Below are 20,027 nucleotides of genomic sequence, written 5' to 3'. Positions count from 1 at the left end.
AACTTTCGTTCACGGAGGATTTCAGTGCAGAGCCTGCAGACGCAGTTTCCGAATTTCATCGGCGCAGAGGCTGAACCACCCCGCGTCGCCCGCTACGCCGTCAACGAGGCGATGATCCGCAACTGGGTCGAGGCACACGACGACCGCAACTCGATCTACGTCGACGCCGACGCTGCTCGCAGCACTGGCCGTCGAGACGTCGTCTGCCCACCCGCCATGATCTCGACCTGGGTGATGGCGGGCTACCGCCGCTATCGGCAGGTCCAACAACTTCGCGCCGACGGAGCCTCCGAGGATTTCGCCTATTCACGACTACTCGGGCTGTTGGACGAGGCCGGCTACACGTCCGTAGTCGCGACCAACGTCGAGCAGGAGTATTTCGCGGAGTTGAGTCCCGGAGACCACGTCACCGCATATTTCACCATCGAAGCGATCTCACCGTTCAAACAGACGGCTCTCGGTCACGGGTGCTTCATCACTCTGTTCAAGAAGTACGTGGACCAGGACGGAAAGACGCTGGTCGAAGAGCGCTTTCGACTGCTCAGATTCAAACCAGATACCCAGACAGATACCAAGCCCGAAGCCCAGGAGGTAATCGCATGAGCGAGACTGGCTCCCGCCACACCGCGGTGCCGAGACTCACCGTCACCGACGACAACGATTTCTTCTTCTCCGCGGCCAAAGAGGGTCGCCTCGAGATCCAACGGTGTGCGGATTGCAAGACACTGCGCCACCCGCCAGCGCCCGCCTGCCCGGAATGCCGCTCGTTCAGTTGGGACACAGTCGAATCCACGCGGCGATGCACGTTGCACAGCTTCACGGTCATTCACCACCCGAAGGATCCTGCCTTCGAGTACCCGCTCGCCGTCGGACTCGTCGATCTCGAAGAAGGGACGCGTCTGGTTGCCGACATCGCGGGCATCGATCACGAGGAACTCGAATTCGGTATGGAACTCGAAGTGGCGTTCTCCGAGCACGCCCACGGGGAGATGCTGCCGCAACTGAGGCGACGGGGATCGGCGCAATGACGAATCTTTTTGATTACGAGGTAGGTTCGGCCCTTCCCAGCCTCGAACTGCTGTTGGACCGAACGCTCATCGTCGCCACGGCGATCGCTTCTCAGGATTTCGAGGACGTGCATCACGATCCGGGCAAGGCGCAGGATCGCGGAACTCCCGACATCTTCATGAGCATCAACACCACCAACGGGCTCATCGACCGCTACATCACCGACTGGTCAGGCCCGGGATCGCGAATCGTCAAAACATCACTACGGCTTGGTGTTCCGAACTTTCCCGGAGACGCCATGACATTGACCGGCAAGGTGATCGACTCCGACGGCCGGGCGCTCACCGTGACGGTTCTCGGCAAGAACGCTCGCGGAACGCACGTGACAGCCGACGTGACTCTCGAACCGGCGGAAAGGGTAATCGCATGACACGAGGATTTTCGAGGCAAGCCGCCATCGCCGGGATCGGCGCCACCGAGTTCTCCAAGAACTCCGGCCGCAGTGAATGGCAGTTGGCGTGCGAATCCGTGATCGCCGCGCTCGACGACGCTCACATCGAGGCAGAAGAGGTGAACGGATTTGCACTGTTCACCATGGAGAACAATCCCGAGATTGCGGTCGCACGCGCTCTCGGGATCCCGGAACTGACGTTCTTCAGTCGTATTCCACACGGCGGCGGCGGTGCCTGCGCACCGGTTCAACAAGCCGCGCTTGCCGTCGCCAGTGGTGTCGCCGACGTTGTGGTCGTCTACCGTGCCTTCAACGAAAGATCAGGTCACCGATTCGGCGCCGGGCCACCACCCTTTGCGTACAACGCGTCGACGGACCAGGAGTATCGGAACTGGATCAACCCGTACGGGCTTCTGACGCCGGCGCAGCAGGAAGCCTTCCTCGCCAAGCTCTACATGCACAAGTACGGGGCAACCAGCGCCGACTTCGGTCAGATCTCGGTTCTCTCACGCAAGCATGCCGCGAACAACCCGAAGGCCTGGTTCTACGAACGCCCGATCACCATCGAGGATCATCAGAACTCGCGCATGATCGCCGACCCCATCCGCCTGCTCGACTGCTGTCAGGAAAGTGACGGCGGACAGGCGCTGGTCATCGTCAGCGCGGAGCGCGCCCGCGACCTGCCGCACAAACCAGCGATCATCAGCGGTGCTGCGCAAGGTGTAGGTCCACAACAGATTTCGATGAGCAGCTACTACCGCGAAGACATCGACAGCATGCCGGAAGTCGAACTCGTGGCGCGCCAACTGTGGGACCAGGCCGGTATCGGCCCGGACGACATCGATGCCGCAATTCTCTACGACGCCTTCACTCCGATGGTTCTGCTTCAACTCGAGGAGTACGGATTCTGCGGTCGAGGCGAGGCAAAAGACTTCATCGCCGACGGCAATCTCGAGCTGGACGGTCGCCTGCCGATCAACACCCACGGCGGTCAACTCGGTGAGGGATACATCCACGGCGTCAACGGTATTGCCGAAGGTGTACGCCTGATCCGCGGCACTTCCACCAATCAACCCACCAAAACTCTGGACAACGTGCTCGTGACCGGCGGCTCTCCCGTCCCGCACAGTGCGCTCGTCCTCTCGGCAGATCGCTGAATTTGCCGCCAATTCGAGAAAGCAGGAACCAGATGAGTGAGCGGATCACCTACGCCAGGGCTACACACGGCGAGGAAGAAATACAGGCGGTTGTCGACGTCTTGCGCAGCGGGCATCAAGGATTGCGCATCGGCAAGAACGTCTTCGAGATGGAAGAACGTATCGCGGCCTTGGCAGGCAAGAGGTTCGGCGTCATGTGCAACTCGGGATCCTCGGGTTTGTACTTGGCAGTCGAGCTGCTCGGACTGCCTGCGGGAAGCGAGATCATCACGTCGCCGTTGACGTTCTCCACCGACATCGCACCGATCGTGCGTGCCGGTCTGGTGCCGGTGTTCGTGGACGTGGAACCCAACACGTTCAACGTCGACGTCACCAAGATCGAGGCAATGGTCACCGAAAAAACCGGTGCCATCCTCATGCCGAACCTCGCCGGCAACTGCCCGGACTGGGACGTCATTCGTGATATCGCAGATCGCCACGGGCTCAAGGTGATCGAGGATTCGTGTGACGCGATCGGTGCCACGCTCCGCGGCACTCCCACCGGCTCCCGGGCGGACATCGTCGTCACCAGTTTCTCGATGGCACACATCATCACGTGCGCGGGAACCGGCGGAATGGTGTGCGTCGACGACGAAGCCAGCCGCGACAAGGCGCTCCTGCTTCGCCGCTGGGGCCGTCGCAGTGAGCCGAATCTGTTCGGTAGTACCAAGTCCGGCCGAGTCTTCCGTGAAGAACTCGACGGCGTCGACTACGACAACGACTTCATCTTCGAGCTCATGTCATGGAACTTCGAGCCCTCCGAACTCGGCGCAGCCTACGGTGTCGTGCAGCTCGACAAGCTGGAAGAGAACTACAAGACGCGTAAGGCAACGTTTGCGGCCTTCACGGCGGCATACGGCGCCCATCCTGAATTCTTCACGACGCCGGTAGAACTCGACGGTCTCGATACGGCGTGGCTGTGTTACCCGGTGATGATCAACGAGAACGCCCCATTCACGCGCAGCGACCTGCAGGAAGCCATCGAGGCCGACGGTATCGACACACGAACTGTGTGGAGCGGCAACGTCACTCGTCACCCGATGATGAACAACATCGAGTTCCGTCAGCCGGCCGAAGGATTGCCGGAAGCCGACGCGGTATTTGCCCGAGGAATGACACTCGGCATGAGTCACGGCCTGCGTGAAGACGAAGTTGCACGGATTGCGGAGAGCATCAATCGCTTCGCCTCGAAGTTCAAATAGCATGACGAGGCGCTTTGACGGCCGCCGAGCGCTTGTCACCGGTTCCAGTCGCGGAATCGGTGCGGGCGTCGCAGAGCGACTGGCAGCCGAGGGTGCCGACGTCGCCCTCGTGGCTCGGACGCTCGGCACGCATGCAACCCTGCCGGGCAGTCTCGAAGAGACTGCGGCTCGAATTGCCAAGTACGGAACCAAAGTCGAGATAGTTGTCGCAGATCTGACGGACGAGCAGCAGCGCGACACCGTTGTGCCGCTGGCGATCGAGAAGCTTGGCGGGACGATCGACATCCTGGTGAACAACGCGGCAGCGGCGATCTATCAGCCGCTGTCGGATTACCCACTGCGGCGACGACGTTTGATGTTCGAGGCAAATGTCCATGCACCGCTCGATCTGATGCAAGCCGTGGTGCCGGGGATGGTGGCAAACGGATACGGCTGGATCGTGAACGTGTCCAGTGGCACCGTCAAACCGTGGCAGGGCCCGCCGTTCACGTGGGTCGAACCGGGAACTGCCATGACCGTGTACGGCGCCTCCAAAGCAGCGCTCAACAGGATGAGCAACGGCATGGGCGTGGAACTCTACGGCCAGGGGGTTCGCGTCAACACGGTTCAACCGCGGGCAGCGGTGCTCAGTGAGGGCGCCAAAGTCCTGGTCGGTGAGACTATCCGGCCGGATCAGGTCGAATCTATGGAAGAAATGGTGGAAGCGGTCACAGCGCTGTGTGATTGCGACACCGAGTTCACCGCGCGCTCGAGCGTCAGCTTGGACCTGATCGACGAGTGGTCCCTGACCGTACGCGGTCTGGACGGAACGGCACTACGAACCGAGGAGTTGGCATGAAGCCCGTCATCGTGGACGCAGCACGAACGCCGTTCGGCAAGCGTGAGGGTTGGCTGTCCGGAGTCCACGCGGCGGAACTGTTGGGTTATGCGCAGAGAGGCGTGCTGGATCGGGTGGGCGTGGATCCTGACGCGGTCGACCAGGTCATCGGCGGCTGTGTGACGCCTCTCGGTGAGCAGTTCGGAAACATCGTGCGTACGTCCTGGATGCATGCGGGCCTTCCGTTGAAAGCGGGCTGCACCACGATCGACGCGCAGTGCGGAACTGCACAGCAGTCGGTGCAGTTGATCGCCGGGCAGATTGCCATCGGTGCAGTCGACGTGGGTGTGGCGTGCGGTGTCGAGTTGATGTCCCGAGCTCCGTTGACGTACAAGGTGGGTACCGGCCTGGGAACACCACGTCCGGAGTCGTGGTCACTCGATACCGTCGACCAGTACACCGCGGCCGATCGGATTGCTGTCAAGCGCGGTTTCAGCCGCGAGGATCTCGACGCCTTCGGGCTACGCTCGCAGCAGCGGGCGGCGGCGGCGTGGGAGGCAGGCCGATTCGACTCGCACATCATCGATGTGGTCGCTCCGGGCTCTGACGTTCCGGTTCATCGGGATCAGGGTTTGCGCGAATCGAGTCTCGAAGGGCTCGCGAAGCTGCGCACCGTTCAAGAGGGCGGATTGCACACCGCTGGAACGTCTTCGCAGGTCTCGGACGGTGCGAGTGCAGCTCTGCTGATGTCAGAGGAGCGAGCCAAGGCCCTCGGCGTGCGGCCACGGGCAAAGATACTGGCGCAGTGCGTTATCGGCGGGGACACCGAGTTCATGCTCGACGGTCCCGTCGACGCGGCAAACATCGTGCTCGGACGCGCCGGTCTGACGATCGACGACATCGATCTGTTCGAGGTCAACGAGGCATTTGCTTCGGTACCGATGTCGTTCGCGCAGGTTCACGGCGTCGATCCCGAATTGCTGAACGTCAACGGTGGTGCAATCGCACTGGGCCACCCGGCCGGTGCAACCGGAATCAGACTGTTGGCCAATGTCATCGACGAACTGGAACGCCGGAACAAGTCCATCGCACTGATCGCGATCTGCGCGTCCGCCGCAACCACCTGCCTGATTCTCGAACGCATCTGACAAGAACCGAAGATTGAGGAACCTGCCATGGCACTACCCCTGCTCGAAGATCACCGTGACCTGGCGGAAGCGGTAGCCGCATTCGCGAACCGCTTCGGCGGAATCGCCGATACGCGGAGCAACGTCAAGCGGTACACCGCCGGTGATCGACCGGACTCGTGGGATGGGTTGGTCCGTCAGGGCCTGCACGCAGTGCACCTGCCGGAGCAGTACGGCGGTGACGGGGCGGGTCTTGCCGAACTTGCAGTGGTAGTCGAGCAATTGGGTGATGCGCTCTATCCGGGACCGTACGTTCCGACGGTCATCGCGAGCGGCATTCTCGCAACAGCTGCGGGCCCGGCTGCGGAAACAATGCTGACCGAATTGGCCACCGGTGCAACCGGAGCAGTCTGTACAGGCGCGGGATTGCGCGCGGCTCGAAGCGACGCTGGGTGGACAGTGAGCGGTTCTGCCGACCCAGCTCTAGGTCTGCCCGGAGCTGATGTCGTTCTCGTGCGGGCGAACAGCGAAGACGGCGAGTTGTGGTTCCGGCTCGAACCGTCGACTTCCGCTGCGGTGGTGATCGAAGACGGGGTGGATCTGACACGGTCGATCGGAACACTGACGTTGACCGATCACCAGGTCGAGGCTGGGCTGATCGTCGACGGCCTCCAGGCGCACCGAACCGAACTGATCGTCAACACGGTGTTGGCTGCGGAGGCGAGCGGTATCGCCGGGTGGGCGCTACGGACCGCAGTCGACTATGTGAAGTCCCGGCAGCAGTTCGGCCGTCCGGTCGGAAGCTTCCAGGCAGTTCAGCACAAGGCGGCCATGATGTTGGTTCACTCCGAGATTGCCTGTGCCGCAGCGTGGGACGCCGCTCGATCCGAAGAGCACGACGAGGATCAGCAGAAACTTGTCTCGGCTCAAGCTGCGTTGGCCGCTTTGCCCGTCGGCATCGAGAACGCCCTCGAATGTGTAACTTTGCTCGGCGGAATCGGATTCACTTGGGAGCATGACGCGCATCTGTACTGGCGCCGGGCGATCAGTATCGCGGCAGTGGCGGGTTCCGAGGTGAAGTGGGCACACACATTGGGAGACCGGTCCGCCGATTCGGAACGGGATTTCTCCTTTGTCGACCCGGAAATGCTGCCGGAGTTACGAGAGCAGGTTCGGAGGGTTCTGGACGAGGTTGCGCTGCTGCCCGACGACGGAACCACCAGCGCGAGTTGGGCGCCGGCCAAGGGGAGCGCTCGACGCGCCCGATTTGCCGACGCCAAGCTGGTTGCCCCGCACTATCGGGCGCCGTACGGGCTCGGAGCGGGACCGAGGGAACAGGCCGTCATCGCACATGAATTCGCGATGCGAGGTTGGGCTCAACCGTCCACGGTGATCGGGGAATGGGTGCTGCCCACGATTCTCGAACACGGCAACGCCGAGCAGCAGGACAGGTTCGTCGAGCCTTCGCTGCGCGCCGACATCATCTGGTGCCAGCTGTTCAGTGAGCCGGGCGCGGGATCAGACCTGGCCGGTCTGAGCACGAAAGCGCGCAAGGTCGACGGTGGCTGGGTCCTGTCAGGTCAGAAAGTGTGGAACTCGGGTGCGCACGAGGCAGATTGGGGAGTATGCCTGGCGCGTTCCGACGCGGACGCTCCGAAGCATCGTGGGCTGTCGTACTTCCTGGTCGACATGACCTCGAAGGGCGTCGACGTACGTCCGCTGAAGCAAGCCACCGGCAAGTCGGAATTCAACGAGGTATTCCTCGACGACGTCTTCGTCCCGGACGACTGCCTGGTGGCCGAACCTGGGCAAGGGTGGAAACTTGCTGCGACAACGCTGTCCAACGAACGCTTGAGCATGGGCAGCACGCTGCACCACGGTTCGAGTCGATTGTTCCGTCAGGTGATTGCCGACGCGAGCCACGACTGCCCCCGCGAAGATGCAGTGGAAGGCCTCGGCCGCAGTATCTCTCGTGAGTTGGCACTGTCCGCGATGAATCTGCGCGGAGTGTCGGCGCGACTGGCGGGTCAGGAACCGGGCGCCGAGATCAGCGTGTCGAAGGTGTACAACGCCCTGGCGCAGCGCGAGGGCTCGCGGGACCTGTTGCGACTGCTCGGACCGCGCGCCGCAGTTGTCGACCCGTCGGCGAATTACGCGATAGACCACATCGGACTTCCCTCGATTCTGTTCGGCGGCGGAACCGTCGAAATCCAACTCAACGTCATCGCGCAGCGCGTACTCGGCCTGCCGCGTTCGTAGATCTTAGGAGCTTCACCATGTACTTGGATTTGTCGGAGGAGTCGAAGACTCTGCGCAAGGAATTGCGCGCATACTTCGCAGAGATCATCAACGACGAAGACCGCCGTGCTCTCGTGGATCAGACCGAAGGCGGCCCCGTCTTCGATCGCATCCTGCGCCGGATGGGTAAAGACGGTTGGCTGGGCTTGGGGTGGCCGGAGGAATTCGGCGGTCGGGGTGAGAACCCCGAAGCTCTGTATGTGTTCTACGACGAAGTGATTCGCGCGAATGCGCCGCTGTCACTGGTCACGCTGAACACCGTCGGACCCGCTCTGATCAAGCACGGGACGCAAGCTCAGAAGGACTTCTTCCTGCGTCCGATCCTGGCGGGTGAATTGATCTTTGCCATCGGCTACACCGAACCCAATGCGGGCACCGATCTCGCGGCACTCGAAACACGCGCCCGCATCGAGGGCGACGAGCTTGTCATCAACGGCAACAAGATCTTCACCAGTGCGGGTGTGTTTGCCGACTGGGTCTGGCTTGCCGTTCGCACCGATCCTGACGCGCCGACGCATCAGGGCATTTCCGTGGTCTTGGTACCGACCAATTCGCGGGGGTTCTCGGTCACCGAAATTCACACCGTGGGCGGAATCAGCACTTCGGCAACCTATTACGAAGATGTTCGGGTGCCGATCAGCAATGTCGTCGGTGAGCTCAATCAGGGGTGGAAGCTCATCACCAACCAGCTCAACCACGAACGTGTTGCCCTGGCAGCACGCGGTGGCATCGCCAACGAGCTCTTCGCCGAGGTGGTCGAGTGGGCAAAGACAGAACCCGCCGGTGACGGCCACGTCTACGACATCGGCTGGGTACGTGAGAAATTGGCGGAAGTCTACGCGCTGCTCAGCGCCGCCGACCTGATGAACCTGCGACTGGTGGCGGACGTCGCCGCCAACACCTTGGGCGGCGGGGATTCGGCCGCGGCCAAGATCTTCGGTACCGAAGCCGTCGTCAGTGCGTACGGCATGCTGCAGGAAGTGCTGGGCGCCAAGGGCTTACTGCGCCCCGGTACACCCGGAGCGGTACTGGAAGGGCGGGTCGAGAACCTGGGTCGGCGCGCCCAGAACAACACCTTCGGCGGTGGTACCAACGAAGTGATGCGTGAAATTGTCGCCGCAAAATGCCTGGGCATGGCGCTTGCTGCGCGTCGCCGGCCCGCTGCACAGAACGAAAAGAGCTGACATGGAATTCGAATTCGTCGACAACTTGTCCGCCGTGCGGGATCTGAGTGAATCGATCTTCTCGGCGAAGTCCGGAGTGGACCGACTGCGGGAAGTGGAGAGCACCAGCGGTTTCGACGCCGAACTGTGGAAGCTCCTCGCCGACTCCGACGTTCTGGGAATCGCTCTGCCGGAAGATGTCGGGGGAGCAGGACTCGGAATGCTCGGCCTGGCTGCGGTGCTCGAACAACAGGGCCGCCGGGTCGCCCAGGTGCCGCTCTGGTCGGTGATTTCCACGGCGGCGCTGCCGATTTCCGAGTTCGGCAGCACGGAGCAGAAAGCGTCGTGGCTTCCGGGACTGCTCGACGGCTCGGTGATCGTCACCGGCGCATTCGACACCGGCTACAACGCCGAGACGGCGGTTCGCGCCGAACCGGCGCCTGACGGTTGGGTTCTGTCAGGCCACGTCGACTCCGTGCCTGCCGCGGAGTTCGCGGCCGCGCTGGTCGTTCCGGTGACGATGCCGGACGGCAGTGTCAGCGTCATGATCGTGCCCACGGACCGGGACGCGCTGGTGCGTACACCGCTTGCGGTGACGAACCGCGAGAGCAACAGCGCTGTGCAGTTCGACGGGGTTGCGGTTACTGCAGCTGACGCACTTCCCGCAGACGGCGCGGTGGTTCGAGACTGGACGTTGCGGCGTGCACGGGTGGCTCTTGCGGCCCTGGCTACCGGCGTCTGCGAGGAAGCGCTGGGGATGACGGCGAAATACACCTCCGAGCGAGTGCAATTCGGTCGTCCACTCTCGACCAACCAGGCAGTTGCCGTCCGGGCCGCCGACGCGTACCTCGACACCGAGAGCACAAGGTTGACCACGCACCGCGCTGCCTGGCTGATGGACAGCGGAGTCGAGAGTGAAGCGGAAGCAGCTGCGCTGGTCGCCAAATGGTGGGCGTCGCGCGGCGGCCTGCGTGTGGTGCACGCGACCCAGCACCTGCACGGCGGAATCGGCGCGGACGTCGACTACCCGATTCACCGCTATTTCCTGTGGGGACGGCAGATCGCCTTCACCTTGGGGAGCGCGGGGGCGATAGGCGCCGAACTCGCCGATCAGTTGGAAATCCGAGCCCAGATCGGGGCGTCGGCGTGAATATCTGAGACGACAGGTTGCAGTCACGGGCAGCGCGTCGGCAATCATCGCGCTACTCTGCCCTTCGTGAATCGCACCAGTTCGTTCATCCGGCCGTTGGTTCCGCGGGATCCGCACGAGCCGCATCGGGTGGCGACGCCGCTCGAGCTGCTCACCGACCTCTGCTTCGTCGTGGCGGTCGCTCAAGCGGCCACCGGTCTGCACCACTCGATCAGCGAAGGGCACGCGGCTTCGGGCGTCGGGCACTTCGCGATGGCATTCTTCGCGATCTGGTGGACGTGGCTGAACTTCACGTGGTTCACCTCGGCGTACGACAACGACGACGGAATCGCCCGGCTGCTGACCATCTTCCAGATCCTCGGATCGCTGGTCCTTGCAGCCGGCATCGTCCGCTTCTTCAACGACGACGCCCTGCTCATCATCGTCGGCTACGTCATCATGCGAATAGCCCTGGTCATCCAATGGCTCAGGGTGTCGCGGAACGACCCCGAACATGCGCTCACGGCTCGTCGATACGCTCTCGGAATCGTGTTGGTCCAGATCGGTTGGATCGGTTTCTACTTCGTTCCATCCGCCATTTACGTCCCGACGTTCCTGGTGTTGGTTCTGTGCGAATTCGCGGTACCGATCTGGTCGGAGAAGCCGGGCATGACGCCGTGGCACCCGCATCACATCGCGGAGCGGTACTCGTTGTTCTTCATCATCGTTCTGGGCGAGACGATCCTCTCGACCACCATCGCGATTCAGGACGCGGTCGACGGTGAGCATCCGGCAGCGCAGGTCACCTACGTCGTGATCGGCGGCATTCTGATTGTCTTCAGCCTGTGGTGGCTCTACTTCCAACGCAATGCAGGCGAAGTGATCGGCGGTGACAACGTCTCACCCTTCGTCTGGGGGTTCGGTCACTACTTCATCTTCGCCGCCGCTGCCGCCATCGGTGCGGGGTTGGCCTCGCGCGTCGACTTCTGGACTCATCACGGTGACGGCAGCGCGTTGGTGACGGGTGCTGCCGTCACCGTTCCGGTCGCGGTCATCCTTGCCGCCCTGTGGTTCATCCACATTCGACTACATGACTCCTCGGTACGCACCCTCATGCCGTTCTCGGTCGCGATCGTCGTCGTGCTCGGTGGTACCTACACCGCGGTGCCCGAACTGGTTGCGGGACTGGCCTGCGCCGCGCTGTTGGCCGTGGAACTGGTTCTGACCGAGGGGAAATCCGAAACCGTCTGAGCGCTCATTCGGCGGCAAGGAATATCGCCTTGGTGACGGCGACGGTCTCCAGCGGTCCCTTCGACGGTCCGACCAGCACGGTCCACCGATCTTCGGAACGATCGATCGGATAGGTGCTTTCGGCCCATACGATGGGTGTATCCGTCCCTTGCCCTCGGCAGGAGTAGGCGCCCGCCAGACGGGGGTCGGATTCGGCAGAGGGCCACGAACCGCCGTGCCGGACGCGGCAGAGAAGGCCGTTCTCGAGTTCGAGCCCGAAGGGAGTCGGGTCGGCGGGCGGCGGATAGGCCTCGACGCCGTCCACGCCTCGAGCGGTGATCAGTTCTGTTCCCCAGGGAAATTGCAGGCAGAGAATCGAATCGGGCTCCGGGCCGACCCAACACGCGTCCGCCCCGTCTGCGGTGCTTCCGCAGGTGATGACTCCCGGCGTGACGGCCGACTGAGATGCTCCGTAGCACTCGCTGATCTTCATGGCCGGTGTCTTGACACTCCAACCGGATTTGGGTTTGCCGGAACCGTCGACGGCAACAAGATTCACGATCTCGGTGGGTGTACCGCCCGCCGATGATCCCGCAGTCGCGGGCAAGCACCGGCAGAGGACTATGCGGGTGATAGTTCCCTCATCCGCTTTCTTGCCTTCGGGTGTGAAGGTGATGCGATACCCGGTTCCTGCTTCGGAGTCGGCCGGAAAGACTGCAACCGATTCGCCGTCGGAATTGGTTGTGGCAGTGAAGGGACCGTACAGTTCGGCGGCGCGCTGCATCTTCTGGCCGACGGCCAGTCCGTCCAGTGTGACAGCACCGGTCCGGGGTGCAATTTCGACGAGAACGCCATCGGTAAAGGTCAATTCGCAGTCTTGCCATTCGACCACCACCGTTCCGGTCTTCGATACCGACGCCAGATCGCCGGCCGCTTTCCGTGCGTCCTCCACCGTCATGCCGATCCGAAGGTTACGGAAGCCGCTGGTGGAGAGTCGCTCCCGTGCGGATTCGGGATTCGAGGCAACCGCCAGCCGTGCGGTGAGTTGCGCTGCGTTGGCGGCGTCGATCGCCATGCCCCCGGTCGCGTCGGCGATGCACTTCAACTGGCCGGACGCAGCGGCGTCGAGCTTGAATCCGATTGTGTGGATAGTCAGGTCAGGATCGTGAGGTATCGCTTCCGTGGACTCACATGGAGGTTCGGTTGAGCAGGTGTCCTCTCCATCGGAGACGAGGATGATCGTGCGCTCGCCATCGGTCGGGAGTGCGGCGGCGGCTTGTTGAAGCGCAGCCATGATCGGCGTGTATCCCGACGCGGACAACCCGTCGATTCCCGCTGCGAATGCATTTCGATCGAGCGGTCCGAGTGGCACGACGGTCTTGATGTCGCGGCAACCCGCGTCCTTCTCGGCGTCGCTGCTACCTGTGGCGGTGCCGTACGCGATCAGACCGAGCGCTGTGTCGTCTGGAAGACCACTGACAAGAGTGTGAATCGCGTTCTTGGCGGCATCGATTCGAGGACCGGGAGCGTCGTCCTGCTTCATCGACCCCGAGGCGTCCAGGACGATGATGCTAGGCGCCGTTGCGCTCGCCTCTGAAACCGGATCAGCAGTGACACTTGCCTGCTGGGGCCCGCCTACTTCCTGGGTCCCACCTGCTTCTTTGGGCCCGCCACTGCCCTGCGTCGAACACCCGACGGCAATGATCGCAGTCGCCGCAATACAGATCGCCACACGAAGACGCATGGAATGAGGCTACGAGGTGCCGCCGCCCACCAACAGTCGTCCGAACGGACGACATGCTCAGCGAATCGCGAGCCGCTCCTTGCGGAGCTTGTCGACCTCGGGCAGATGCAGGGGTTCGAGCTCGTTGACGCCCAAGGCCCGCATGAGCAGGAGGTCCGCGAGTTCCGGATTCCGGGCCAAGGCGGGGCCGTGCATGTACGTCCCGATCACCGAACCCTGCACGACGCCTTCGAATCCGTCACCGACGCCGTTTCCGACACCATGGGTGACACGTGCGAATCCAGAGGCTGAGCTACCCAGAGTTGTTCCGCCGCGGTGATTCTCGAAACCTGAGAGAGGCGCGGTGAGCCCGTCGATCAAGGGCTTCGTGATGACCTCGCCGATGGAACGCTTCTCCTGCGGAGAGGTCGTGACGTCGAGCATCGAGACACCGTCGACGCGTTCGCCGCTGGAGGTTTCGTACCAGTTGCCGAGCACCTGAATGGCAGCGCAGATCGCCAGAACCGGTGCGCCGCGCTCGGCGGCGCGTTGCAGGCCAGGGTATTTCGCGAGATGGCGCGTTGCGAGTCGCTGGGCGGAATCCTCGGCGCCACCCAATGTGTACACGTCGAGCGAATCGGGGACCGGATCGCTCAAGGTGATGTCCACGATCTCGGCGTCGTAGCCGCGCATCCGCAGACGCTGACGCAGGATCAGGGCATTGCCGCCGTCGCCGTAGGTGCCCATGACGTCGGGGAGAACCAGTCCGATGCGAATTGTCGAGTCAGACATTGCGAGACTCCTTCGCGATGGCGGTGTTGAGGTCACGGAAGGCTGTGTAGTTCGCCAGTACCTCCACGCGTCCGGGAGGGCAGGAAGCGATGGCGCGCAACGGATCCGGATCGAGGGTGTGCTCGACGCCTGCGTACGTGAGGCGAACGGCGAGATCGGTTCCGCGTTCGCCGGCGGCCACTACCTTGACGCCTTCGAAGTGCTCGAACTTCACGTCCCACAGCCAGGAGAGGTCCTCGCCGTCCGGCACCTGACCGTTCACCGCGATCACCAGTCCGTCCACCGTGGGATCGATCATCGACAGCGCTTCCTGCCAACCGGCGGGATTCTTCGCGAGCAGCATGTGGACGGAGTGCGGTCCGACCTCGACGGTGCTGTAGCGGCCGGCGACTTCCTGGACCGTCGACGCGGCGGCAACTGCCCCGACCGGATCTGCGCCCAAAGCAGCCGCAGCAGCTACGGCCTGAGCGGCGTTACCGCGGTTGGCTTTTCCGGGGAGAGTCAACGTCATCGGAATCTTCAGGCCGTTGGGGCCGTAGAGATTGTCGTCGTCGAGCCACCAGGTCGGCTCGGGCCGCGCGAAGTCGGAACCGGTACTGCGCCAGTGCTTTCCCTCCCACACGATGGGTTCACCGGTGCGCGGGCAGCTGACGGAATCGCCGGCCCAGCCGCCGCCGGCAGCAACCCACACGACGTTGGCGGCGTCGTACGCCACGGAGGTGACCAGTACGTCATCGCAGTTGGCGACGATCACCGCGTTCGGATGCGCATTGACGCACGCGCGGAGCTTCCGCTCGATCATGTTGATCTCGCCGACCCGGTCGAGCTGATCGCGGCTGAGATTGAGCAGCACGATCACTTCCGGGTTCACGGCGTCGGCTACGTGGGGGACGTGCAGTTCGTCGACCTCGAGTGCTGCCAGCGTTGCGTCCGTACGCGCGGCCAGAGCGGCCACGATCCCGGCATCCATGTTGGCGCCGTCGGCCTGCGTGGCGACGTCACCGAGTGTCGCGAGCGCTGCGGCGGTCATACGCGTGGTCGTCGACTTGCCGTTGGTGCCCGTGACCACGACGGTGCGCTTGCCGCGTCCGAGCTGAGTCATGAGCGTCGGGTCGATCTTGAGGGCGATCAACCCGCCGATCATCGAACCCTTGCCGCGACCGGCCTTCTGCGATGCCCAAGATGCTGCTGCGGCAGCTCGCATGGCGAGCTTTCCGCGCGCTGTGATCGATAGTCCAGTTCCCACGGCCCGAGTTTGGCACAGGGCGTCGTCAGACGCCGAGTCGCGCCGGTGGTGAGGCTGCAGGTGTGTCCGAGAAAACAGTGTTCGCGGGCTTGCGCCTCATCTGTGCGGCACTCGCTCCGGCGATCACGATGACTGCCCCGACCAGGGACAACGGGCTCGGATCCTCGTGCAGGAACAGCCCGGATGCGCCGATTCCCACTACCGGTACCAGCAAGGAGAGCGGCGCCACCATGCCGGCGGGATAGCGGCCCATGAGCATCGTCCAGAGCCCGGATCCGGCGATGGTGCCGAGCAGAATGATGTAGGCCAGCCCGACCAGTGACGGCCAGGCGTCGGCGCTGAACGCGGTGCCGAGCGCGTGCCATCCGGCGGTGGGGCCTTCGACCACCGCTGACAGGGCGAGCATCGGCAACGGCGGGATGACGCACATCCACAGCATCAAGCGCATCGGTGCGGGCTCGCCGACGGTGTTCGCCGCGGCCAAGCGGCTGCCGAGATTGCCGAACGCCCAGGACAGGCCGCCGAGGAGCGTGAGGATCACGGGCAGCAGTGCCGCGTGGTGTGAACGGTCCCAGCCGATCAACGACATACCGACTACGGCGACGGCGATCCCGGAGACCTGCCAGACGCTGAGCTTCTCGCGGAGCAGGAACGCGCCGAGTAGGACGGTGAACGGCGCGGACGACTGCAGGACCAGTGATGCGAGACCTGTCGGCATCCCCGAATGCATCGCCCAGAAGAGGAAGACGAACTGGCCGAATCCGAAACCGAATCCGTAGAGCAGCAACCAACGGAGCGGTACCTGCGGACGCGGCACGAAGATGACCACCGGAATCGCGATGATCAGAAACCGGAGTGCAGCGAAGAAGAACGGCGGGAAATGATCCAGGCCGACGCGAATGGCCAGGAAGTTCAGACCCCACAAGACGATCACGGTCAGGCCGAGGAGACGGTCGCGGGGAGTCATGACGTTAATCGTGAGCCGTACGAAGCATCAGAACAAGCGAATATAGATGCACTATCCATGTAGTTTTGCTACATGGATATTCGTCACCGTATGGATGCCACGCGCTTGCGGATTCTCCGCGAGCTCGCCGACCGAGGAACCGTCGGCGCTACTGCTCTCGCTCTCTCGATGACACCGTCCGCCGTCTCGCAACAACTCAAGATCCTCGGCCGAGAGGCGGGGGTCTCGCTCCTCGAACCGGACGGGCGCACGCTGCGCCTCACCGACGCTGGTCGAGCGCTGGTGCTCCGCGCCGACGACGTGGTGGCGGCGCTCGACCGGGCAGCGGACGAGATGGCGTCGTACCGAGGCTCGCCGCGCGGCAAGGTGCGAGTCGCGTTCTTTCCCTCCGGAGCAGCTCTCCTGCTGCCCGGCGTCCTGACGGCGCTGAAGAACTCGGACGTGGACATCGACGCCCACGACGTCGACAAACCGGCGTCGGCCGTCCCTGGACTGTTGGCCGATCACGACGTGATCCTCACTCACCGTGACGAACGCGGCGCCGAGACCTCGTTTCCCCGGGTCAGCGTGCAACCGCTGATGCGTGAACCGATTGATCTGGTGCTGCGGCCTGATCATCCACTCGCCGAGCAGGATTCGGTCCGGTTGGAACAATTGGCCGACGAGAACTGGATCAGCGTGCGCGGCGGGTTTCCGGTCGACGACGTTCTGTTGTCCGTTGCATCCGTCACCGGGGTCCAACCTCGAGTCGCTCATCGGATAAACGATTTCCGAGTTATCGAAGAGTTGGTGGCGGCGGGCCACGGTGTGGCTTTGATGCCGCGTTACGCGATCACACATCCTGGAGTGTCGAGGAAACCGGTGGCAGGCGTGCGCGCTGCACGCGTTTATGAATTGGCAACTCGATTACACATCGACCGCAGCCCGGCTATCGGAGTGGTTCTCGACGCTTTTCGCGACGTCGCCCGGGCGGTCGGTGAATGAACGGCTGTCGGTGCATGAACGGCGGATGGTGAATGAATACGAAACGGGAGCGACACGATTAGTGTCGCTCCCGTTTCGGTAGTGCAATCCTCACTGATTAGTGAGGGCCTGAATCAGGCGAGGGCCTTGGCCTTGAGCGCTGCGAATTCTTCTTCGCTGATGGTGCCGGCGTCGAGAAGTGCCTTTGCATCTGCGATGGACTCGGCCGGGGACTTTCCGGCAACCTCACGGATGTAGCTGTCCTGTGCATTCTTGACCTGCTGAGCAGCCTCCATGGAGCGCTGGGCCATTCCGTCGCTTCGGACGATCAGATAGACGAGCGAGGTGAGCAGCGGAATGAAGAACAGGAAGACGATCCAGATTGCCTTTACCCAGCCGGAAGTCTTGTGATCACGGAATAGGTCGGTGATGATCGAGAAGAGCAGGATCAGGTACGCGATGAACGCGAAGCTGATGATGATCAGCCAGAGGAAGTCCCAAAAGGAATCCATTGTCGAGCCCCATTTCACAAGTCGGATTTGTCTGAGGTGACTATCTCACGTGCCGGGGTCGGCTGCATCATCCTCGATGGGTGAATCCTGTTTGTTAACTTCGCTAAGCGACTCTTTCGGGACCTATGTCATGCCGAAGCGGAAACGCGGACCGAAGAACTTCTGTGCCGTGAAAACAACCCTGGTCTCACCCGAAAATCGGGTGAGACCAGGGTTTGTTGAAGAGCCGGGTTCGTATTGCGTGAGTGTCAGCTCGCGCGGTTCACTGCCGAAACCACGGCGCGCAGCGACGCCGTCGTGATCGACGTGGCGATACCCACACCCCAGACGACGGTGCTCTGACCGTCCGGGCCAGTCACTGCGCACTCGACGTAGGCCGCGGCTTGGGCGTCGTCGCCGGCGGACATTGCGTGCTCGGAGTAGTCGAGGACACGAACGTCGAAGTTGATGCTTCCCAGCGCGTCGACGAAGGCAGCGAGCGGGCCGTTACCGGTTCCCGAGATCTCCTGCTCCTTGCCGTTCACCTTGACGATGGCGGTGATGGCGTCGGTGCCGCCGTCCTCCTCGGAGGCGGTGACCTTCTGCTTCATGCGCTCGAGCGGGGTGACGGGGGCGAGGTACTCCTCGTGGAAGACGTCCCACATTTCCTTCGGCGAGACCTCGCCGCCTTCGCCGTCGGTGATCTTCTGGACCGACTGCGAGAACTCGACCTGCAGACGACGCGGCAGCACCAGACCGTGATCGGCCTTCATGATGTACGCGACGCCGCCCTTGCCGGACTGCGAGTTCACGCGGATGACGGCCTCGTAGCTGCGGCCGACGTCCTTGGGGTCGATCGGCAGGTAGGGGACCTGCCAGAGAATGTCGTCGACGTCCGAGTCCTGGTTGTCGGCGTCGACCTTCATGGCGTCGAGGCCCTTGTTGATCGCGTCCTGGTGGCTGCCGGAGAACGCGGTGTAGACCAGGTCGCCGCCGTACGGATGACGCTCGTGGACGGGCAGTTGGTTGCAGTACTCGACCGTGCGACGGATCTCGTCGATGTTCGAGAAATCGATCTGCGGGTCGACGCCGCGCGTGAACATGTTCAGCGCGAGGGTGACCAGGCAGACGTTGCCGGTGCGCTCACCGTTACCGAACAGGCAGCCTTCGATGCGGTCTGCGCCGGCCTGGTAGCCCAGCTCGGCTGCAGCGACGCCGGTGCCGCGGTCGTTGTGGGGGTGCAGCGACAGGATGACCGAATCGCGGCGGGCCAGGTTGCGGTGCATCCACTCGATGGAGTCGGCGTACACGTTGGGTGTCGCCATCTCGACGGTGGCGGGCAGGTTCAGGATGACCGGGTTGGCAGGCGTCGCACCCAGGGTTTCGGTGACGGCGTCACATACTTCCTTGGCGTACTCGAGTTCGGTGCCGGTGTAGGACTCGGGCGAGTATTCCCAGCGCCAGTTCGTGTCCGGGTACTTCTTCGACTCGGCCAGGACCAGTTCGGCGGCGTCGGTGGCGATCTTCTTGATCGTGTCCTTGTCGGCGCGGAACACGACGCGGCGCTGCAGGATCGAGGTGGAGTTGTAGAAGTGCACGATTGCGTTCTCGGCACCTTCGCACGCCTCGAATGTGCGCTTGATCAGTTCAGGACGCGACTGCGTCAGCACCTGGATGGTGACGTCGGACGGGATCGCGCCGTCTTCGATGATTTCGCGAACGAAGTCGAAGTCGGTCTGGCTCGCGGACGGGAATCCGACCTCGATCTCCTTGTAGCCCATACGGACCAAGAGATCGAACATACGACGCTTGCGCGCCGGGCTCATCGGATCGATCAGCGCCTGGTTTCCGTCGCGCAGGTCAACGGCACACCACTGGGGTGCTCGGTCGATGATCTTGTCCGGCCAGGTGCGGTCGGGCAGCGTGACCGTCTCGACCTCTTCGGCGAACGGGCGGTAGCGGAACGTCGGCATCGACGAGTTCTTCTGCGTGTTCCACGCAGGCTGGTCGGAAGGTGCCGGCTTCGTGGGCGGGGTAATGGTGCGAGTGCCGGTGGTGAATGCGTCAGCGGGGGACATTGGTGTGATCTCCAGGATTGTGGACCTGGCCTGATGACCTGTTGGTCAAGACCATGAGTCCGGAAGGCTTGGTCGACCGGCGCACAAAAACCCCGCGGCGGGAGGCCAGTCTGGATCAGACCCCGTCGCGGCAACCAAGAAGGAGT

The 20,027-nt window shown here is 63.0% G+C and carries 18 protein-coding genes; 12 read left to right on the top strand and 6 right to left on the bottom strand.

Features of this window, described 5'->3' with window-relative positions:
• Window positions 1–24 precede the first annotated feature (24 nt).
• From EEB12_RS13155 to EEB12_RS13105, 11 genes are all read left to right on the top strand, one after another.
• Complete coding sequence (locus tag EEB12_RS13155; protein WP_029254297.1) at window positions 25–603, top strand: MaoC family dehydratase N-terminal domain-containing protein; 579 nt, start codon at window positions 25–27, stop codon at window positions 601–603.
• Entirely contained in the window at window positions 600–1,028 is a 429-nt protein-coding gene (locus EEB12_RS13150; RefSeq protein ID WP_003943933.1) for a Zn-ribbon domain-containing OB-fold protein, read from the top strand. The genes EEB12_RS13155 and EEB12_RS13150 overlap by 4 nt, the downstream gene beginning before the upstream one ends.
• Entirely contained in the window at window positions 1,025–1,438 is a 414-nt protein-coding gene (locus EEB12_RS13145) for a beta-hydroxyacyl-ACP dehydratase (RefSeq protein ID WP_019746551.1), read from the top strand. The genes EEB12_RS13150 and EEB12_RS13145 overlap by 4 nt, the downstream gene beginning before the upstream one ends.
• Window positions 1,435–2,616 carry a lipid-transfer protein gene (locus EEB12_RS13140; protein WP_020905910.1) on the top strand — a complete coding sequence of 394 codons (1,182 nt, stop codon included), beginning with the start codon at window positions 1,435–1,437 and terminating at the stop codon, window positions 2,614–2,616. The genes EEB12_RS13145 and EEB12_RS13140 overlap by 4 nt, the downstream gene beginning before the upstream one ends.
• A gap of 32 nt (window positions 2,617–2,648) precedes the next feature.
• Complete coding sequence (locus EEB12_RS13135) at window positions 2,649–3,857, top strand: DegT/DnrJ/EryC1/StrS family aminotransferase (protein WP_019746553.1); 1,209 nt, start codon at window positions 2,649–2,651, stop codon at window positions 3,855–3,857.
• 1 nt (window position 3,858) lies between these two features.
• Window positions 3,859–4,695, top strand: coding sequence for an SDR family NAD(P)-dependent oxidoreductase (locus tag EEB12_RS13130; RefSeq protein WP_019746554.1), 837 nt, complete (start codon window positions 3,859–3,861; stop codon window positions 4,693–4,695).
• The gene (locus EEB12_RS13125; RefSeq protein WP_019746555.1) at window positions 4,692–5,822 is read left to right on the top strand and encodes a steroid 3-ketoacyl-CoA thiolase; all 1,131 of its coding nucleotides are present in this window, start codon (window positions 4,692–4,694) and stop codon (window positions 5,820–5,822) included. The genes EEB12_RS13130 and EEB12_RS13125 overlap by 4 nt, the downstream gene beginning before the upstream one ends.
• A 27-nt stretch (window positions 5,823–5,849) precedes the next feature.
• The gene (locus EEB12_RS13120) at window positions 5,850–8,060 is read left to right on the top strand and encodes an acyl-CoA dehydrogenase (RefSeq protein WP_019746556.1); all 2,211 of its coding nucleotides are present in this window, start codon (window positions 5,850–5,852) and stop codon (window positions 8,058–8,060) included.
• Between the two features lie 17 nt (window positions 8,061–8,077).
• Complete coding sequence (locus tag EEB12_RS13115; protein WP_019746557.1) at window positions 8,078–9,283, top strand: acyl-CoA dehydrogenase family protein; 1,206 nt, start codon at window positions 8,078–8,080, stop codon at window positions 9,281–9,283.
• A gap of 1 nt (window position 9,284) precedes the next feature.
• Window positions 9,285–10,412, top strand: coding sequence for an acyl-CoA dehydrogenase family protein (locus EEB12_RS13110; RefSeq protein ID WP_019746558.1), 1,128 nt, complete (start codon window positions 9,285–9,287; stop codon window positions 10,410–10,412).
• 66 nt (window positions 10,413–10,478) lie between these two features.
• On the top strand, window positions 10,479–11,642 hold the full coding sequence (locus tag EEB12_RS13105; protein WP_084325680.1) for a low temperature requirement protein A: 1,164 nt from the start codon (window positions 10,479–10,481) through the stop codon (window positions 11,640–11,642).
• A gap of 4 nt (window positions 11,643–11,646) precedes the next feature.
• Here EEB12_RS13105 and EEB12_RS13100 read toward each other — a convergent pair whose 3' ends face one another.
• The 4 genes from EEB12_RS13100 to EEB12_RS13085 are packed head-to-tail and all read right to left on the bottom strand — an operon-like array spanning window position 11,647 to window position 16,349.
• Window positions 11,647–13,365: a vWA domain-containing protein gene (locus EEB12_RS13100; protein ID WP_135000151.1), complete on the bottom strand. Its 1,719-nt coding sequence runs from the start codon at window positions 13,363–13,365 to the stop codon at window positions 11,647–11,649.
• A gap of 57 nt (window positions 13,366–13,422) precedes the next feature.
• Window positions 13,423–14,136 carry a type 1 glutamine amidotransferase gene (locus tag EEB12_RS13095; RefSeq protein ID WP_019746560.1) on the bottom strand — a complete coding sequence of 238 codons (714 nt, stop codon included), beginning with the start codon at window positions 14,134–14,136 and terminating at the stop codon, window positions 13,423–13,425.
• On the bottom strand, window positions 14,129–15,382 hold the full coding sequence (locus tag EEB12_RS13090) for a MurT ligase domain-containing protein (protein ID WP_141487920.1): 1,254 nt from the start codon (window positions 15,380–15,382) through the stop codon (window positions 14,129–14,131). Before EEB12_RS13090 ends, EEB12_RS13095 begins: the two co-directional genes overlap by 8 nt.
• Before the next feature lie 25 nt (window positions 15,383–15,407).
• Window positions 15,408–16,349, bottom strand: a complete 942-nt coding sequence (locus EEB12_RS13085) for an EamA family transporter (RefSeq protein ID WP_020905919.1) — start codon at window positions 16,347–16,349, stop codon at window positions 15,408–15,410.
• A 90-nt stretch (window positions 16,350–16,439) separates the two neighbouring features.
• Here EEB12_RS13085 and EEB12_RS13080 point away from each other — a divergent pair, with 90 nt between their 5' ends.
• Window positions 16,440–17,333, top strand: a complete 894-nt coding sequence (locus EEB12_RS13080) for a LysR family transcriptional regulator (protein WP_020905920.1) — start codon at window positions 16,440–16,442, stop codon at window positions 17,331–17,333.
• 113 nt (window positions 17,334–17,446) lie between these two features.
• Here the strand turns inward: EEB12_RS13080 and EEB12_RS13075 are convergent, their stop codons facing one another.
• On the bottom strand, window positions 17,447–17,824 hold the full coding sequence (locus EEB12_RS13075; RefSeq protein ID WP_020968226.1) for an SHOCT domain-containing protein: 378 nt from the start codon (window positions 17,822–17,824) through the stop codon (window positions 17,447–17,449).
• A gap of 248 nt (window positions 17,825–18,072) precedes the next feature.
• Window positions 18,073–19,881, bottom strand: a complete 1,809-nt coding sequence (leuA, locus tag EEB12_RS13070) for a 2-isopropylmalate synthase (protein WP_019746565.1) — start codon at window positions 19,879–19,881, stop codon at window positions 18,073–18,075.
• Window positions 19,882–20,027: the final 146 nt, after the last annotated feature.

The sequence above is a fragment of the Rhodococcus sp. WS1 genome (assembly GCF_003797745.1).
GTDB lineage: Bacteria > Actinomycetota > Actinomycetes > Mycobacteriales > Mycobacteriaceae > Rhodococcus_F > Rhodococcus_F erythropolis.
This window is presented reverse-complemented; position numbering and strand designations above follow the sequence as displayed.

Coding starts and splice junctions, on each gene's coding strand:
- EEB12_RS13150 (WP_003943933.1), top strand. CDS start 600: ATGAGCGAGACTGGCTCCCGCCACACCGCGGTGCCGAGACTCACCGTC.
- EEB12_RS13145 (WP_019746551.1), top strand. CDS start 1,025: ATGACGAATCTTTTTGATTACGAGGTAGGTTCGGCCCTTCCCAGCCTC.
- EEB12_RS13140 (WP_020905910.1), top strand. CDS start 1,435: ATGACACGAGGATTTTCGAGGCAAGCCGCCATCGCCGGGATCGGCGCC.
- EEB12_RS13135 (WP_019746553.1), top strand. CDS start 2,649: ATGAGTGAGCGGATCACCTACGCCAGGGCTACACACGGCGAGGAAGAA.
- EEB12_RS13130 (WP_019746554.1), top strand. CDS start 3,859: ATGACGAGGCGCTTTGACGGCCGCCGAGCGCTTGTCACCGGTTCCAGT.
- EEB12_RS13125 (WP_019746555.1), top strand. CDS start 4,692: ATGAAGCCCGTCATCGTGGACGCAGCACGAACGCCGTTCGGCAAGCGT.
- EEB12_RS13120 (WP_019746556.1), top strand. CDS start 5,850: ATGGCACTACCCCTGCTCGAAGATCACCGTGACCTGGCGGAAGCGGTA.
- EEB12_RS13115 (WP_019746557.1), top strand. CDS start 8,078: ATGTACTTGGATTTGTCGGAGGAGTCGAAGACTCTGCGCAAGGAATTG.
- EEB12_RS13110 (WP_019746558.1), top strand. CDS start 9,285: ATGGAATTCGAATTCGTCGACAACTTGTCCGCCGTGCGGGATCTGAGT.
- EEB12_RS13100 (WP_135000151.1), bottom strand. CDS start 13,365: ATGCGTCTTCGTGTGGCGATCTGTATTGCGGCGACTGCGATCATTGCC.
- EEB12_RS13095 (WP_019746560.1), bottom strand. CDS start 14,136: ATGTCTGACTCGACAATTCGCATCGGACTGGTTCTCCCCGACGTCATG.
- EEB12_RS13085 (WP_020905919.1), bottom strand. CDS start 16,349: ATGACTCCCCGCGACCGTCTCCTCGGCCTGACCGTGATCGTCTTGTGG.
- EEB12_RS13080 (WP_020905920.1), top strand. CDS start 16,440: ATGGATGCCACGCGCTTGCGGATTCTCCGCGAGCTCGCCGACCGAGGA.
- EEB12_RS13075 (WP_020968226.1), bottom strand. CDS start 17,824: ATGGATTCCTTTTGGGACTTCCTCTGGCTGATCATCATCAGCTTCGCG.
- leuA (WP_019746565.1), bottom strand. CDS start 19,881: ATGTCCCCCGCTGACGCATTCACCACCGGCACTCGCACCATTACCCCG.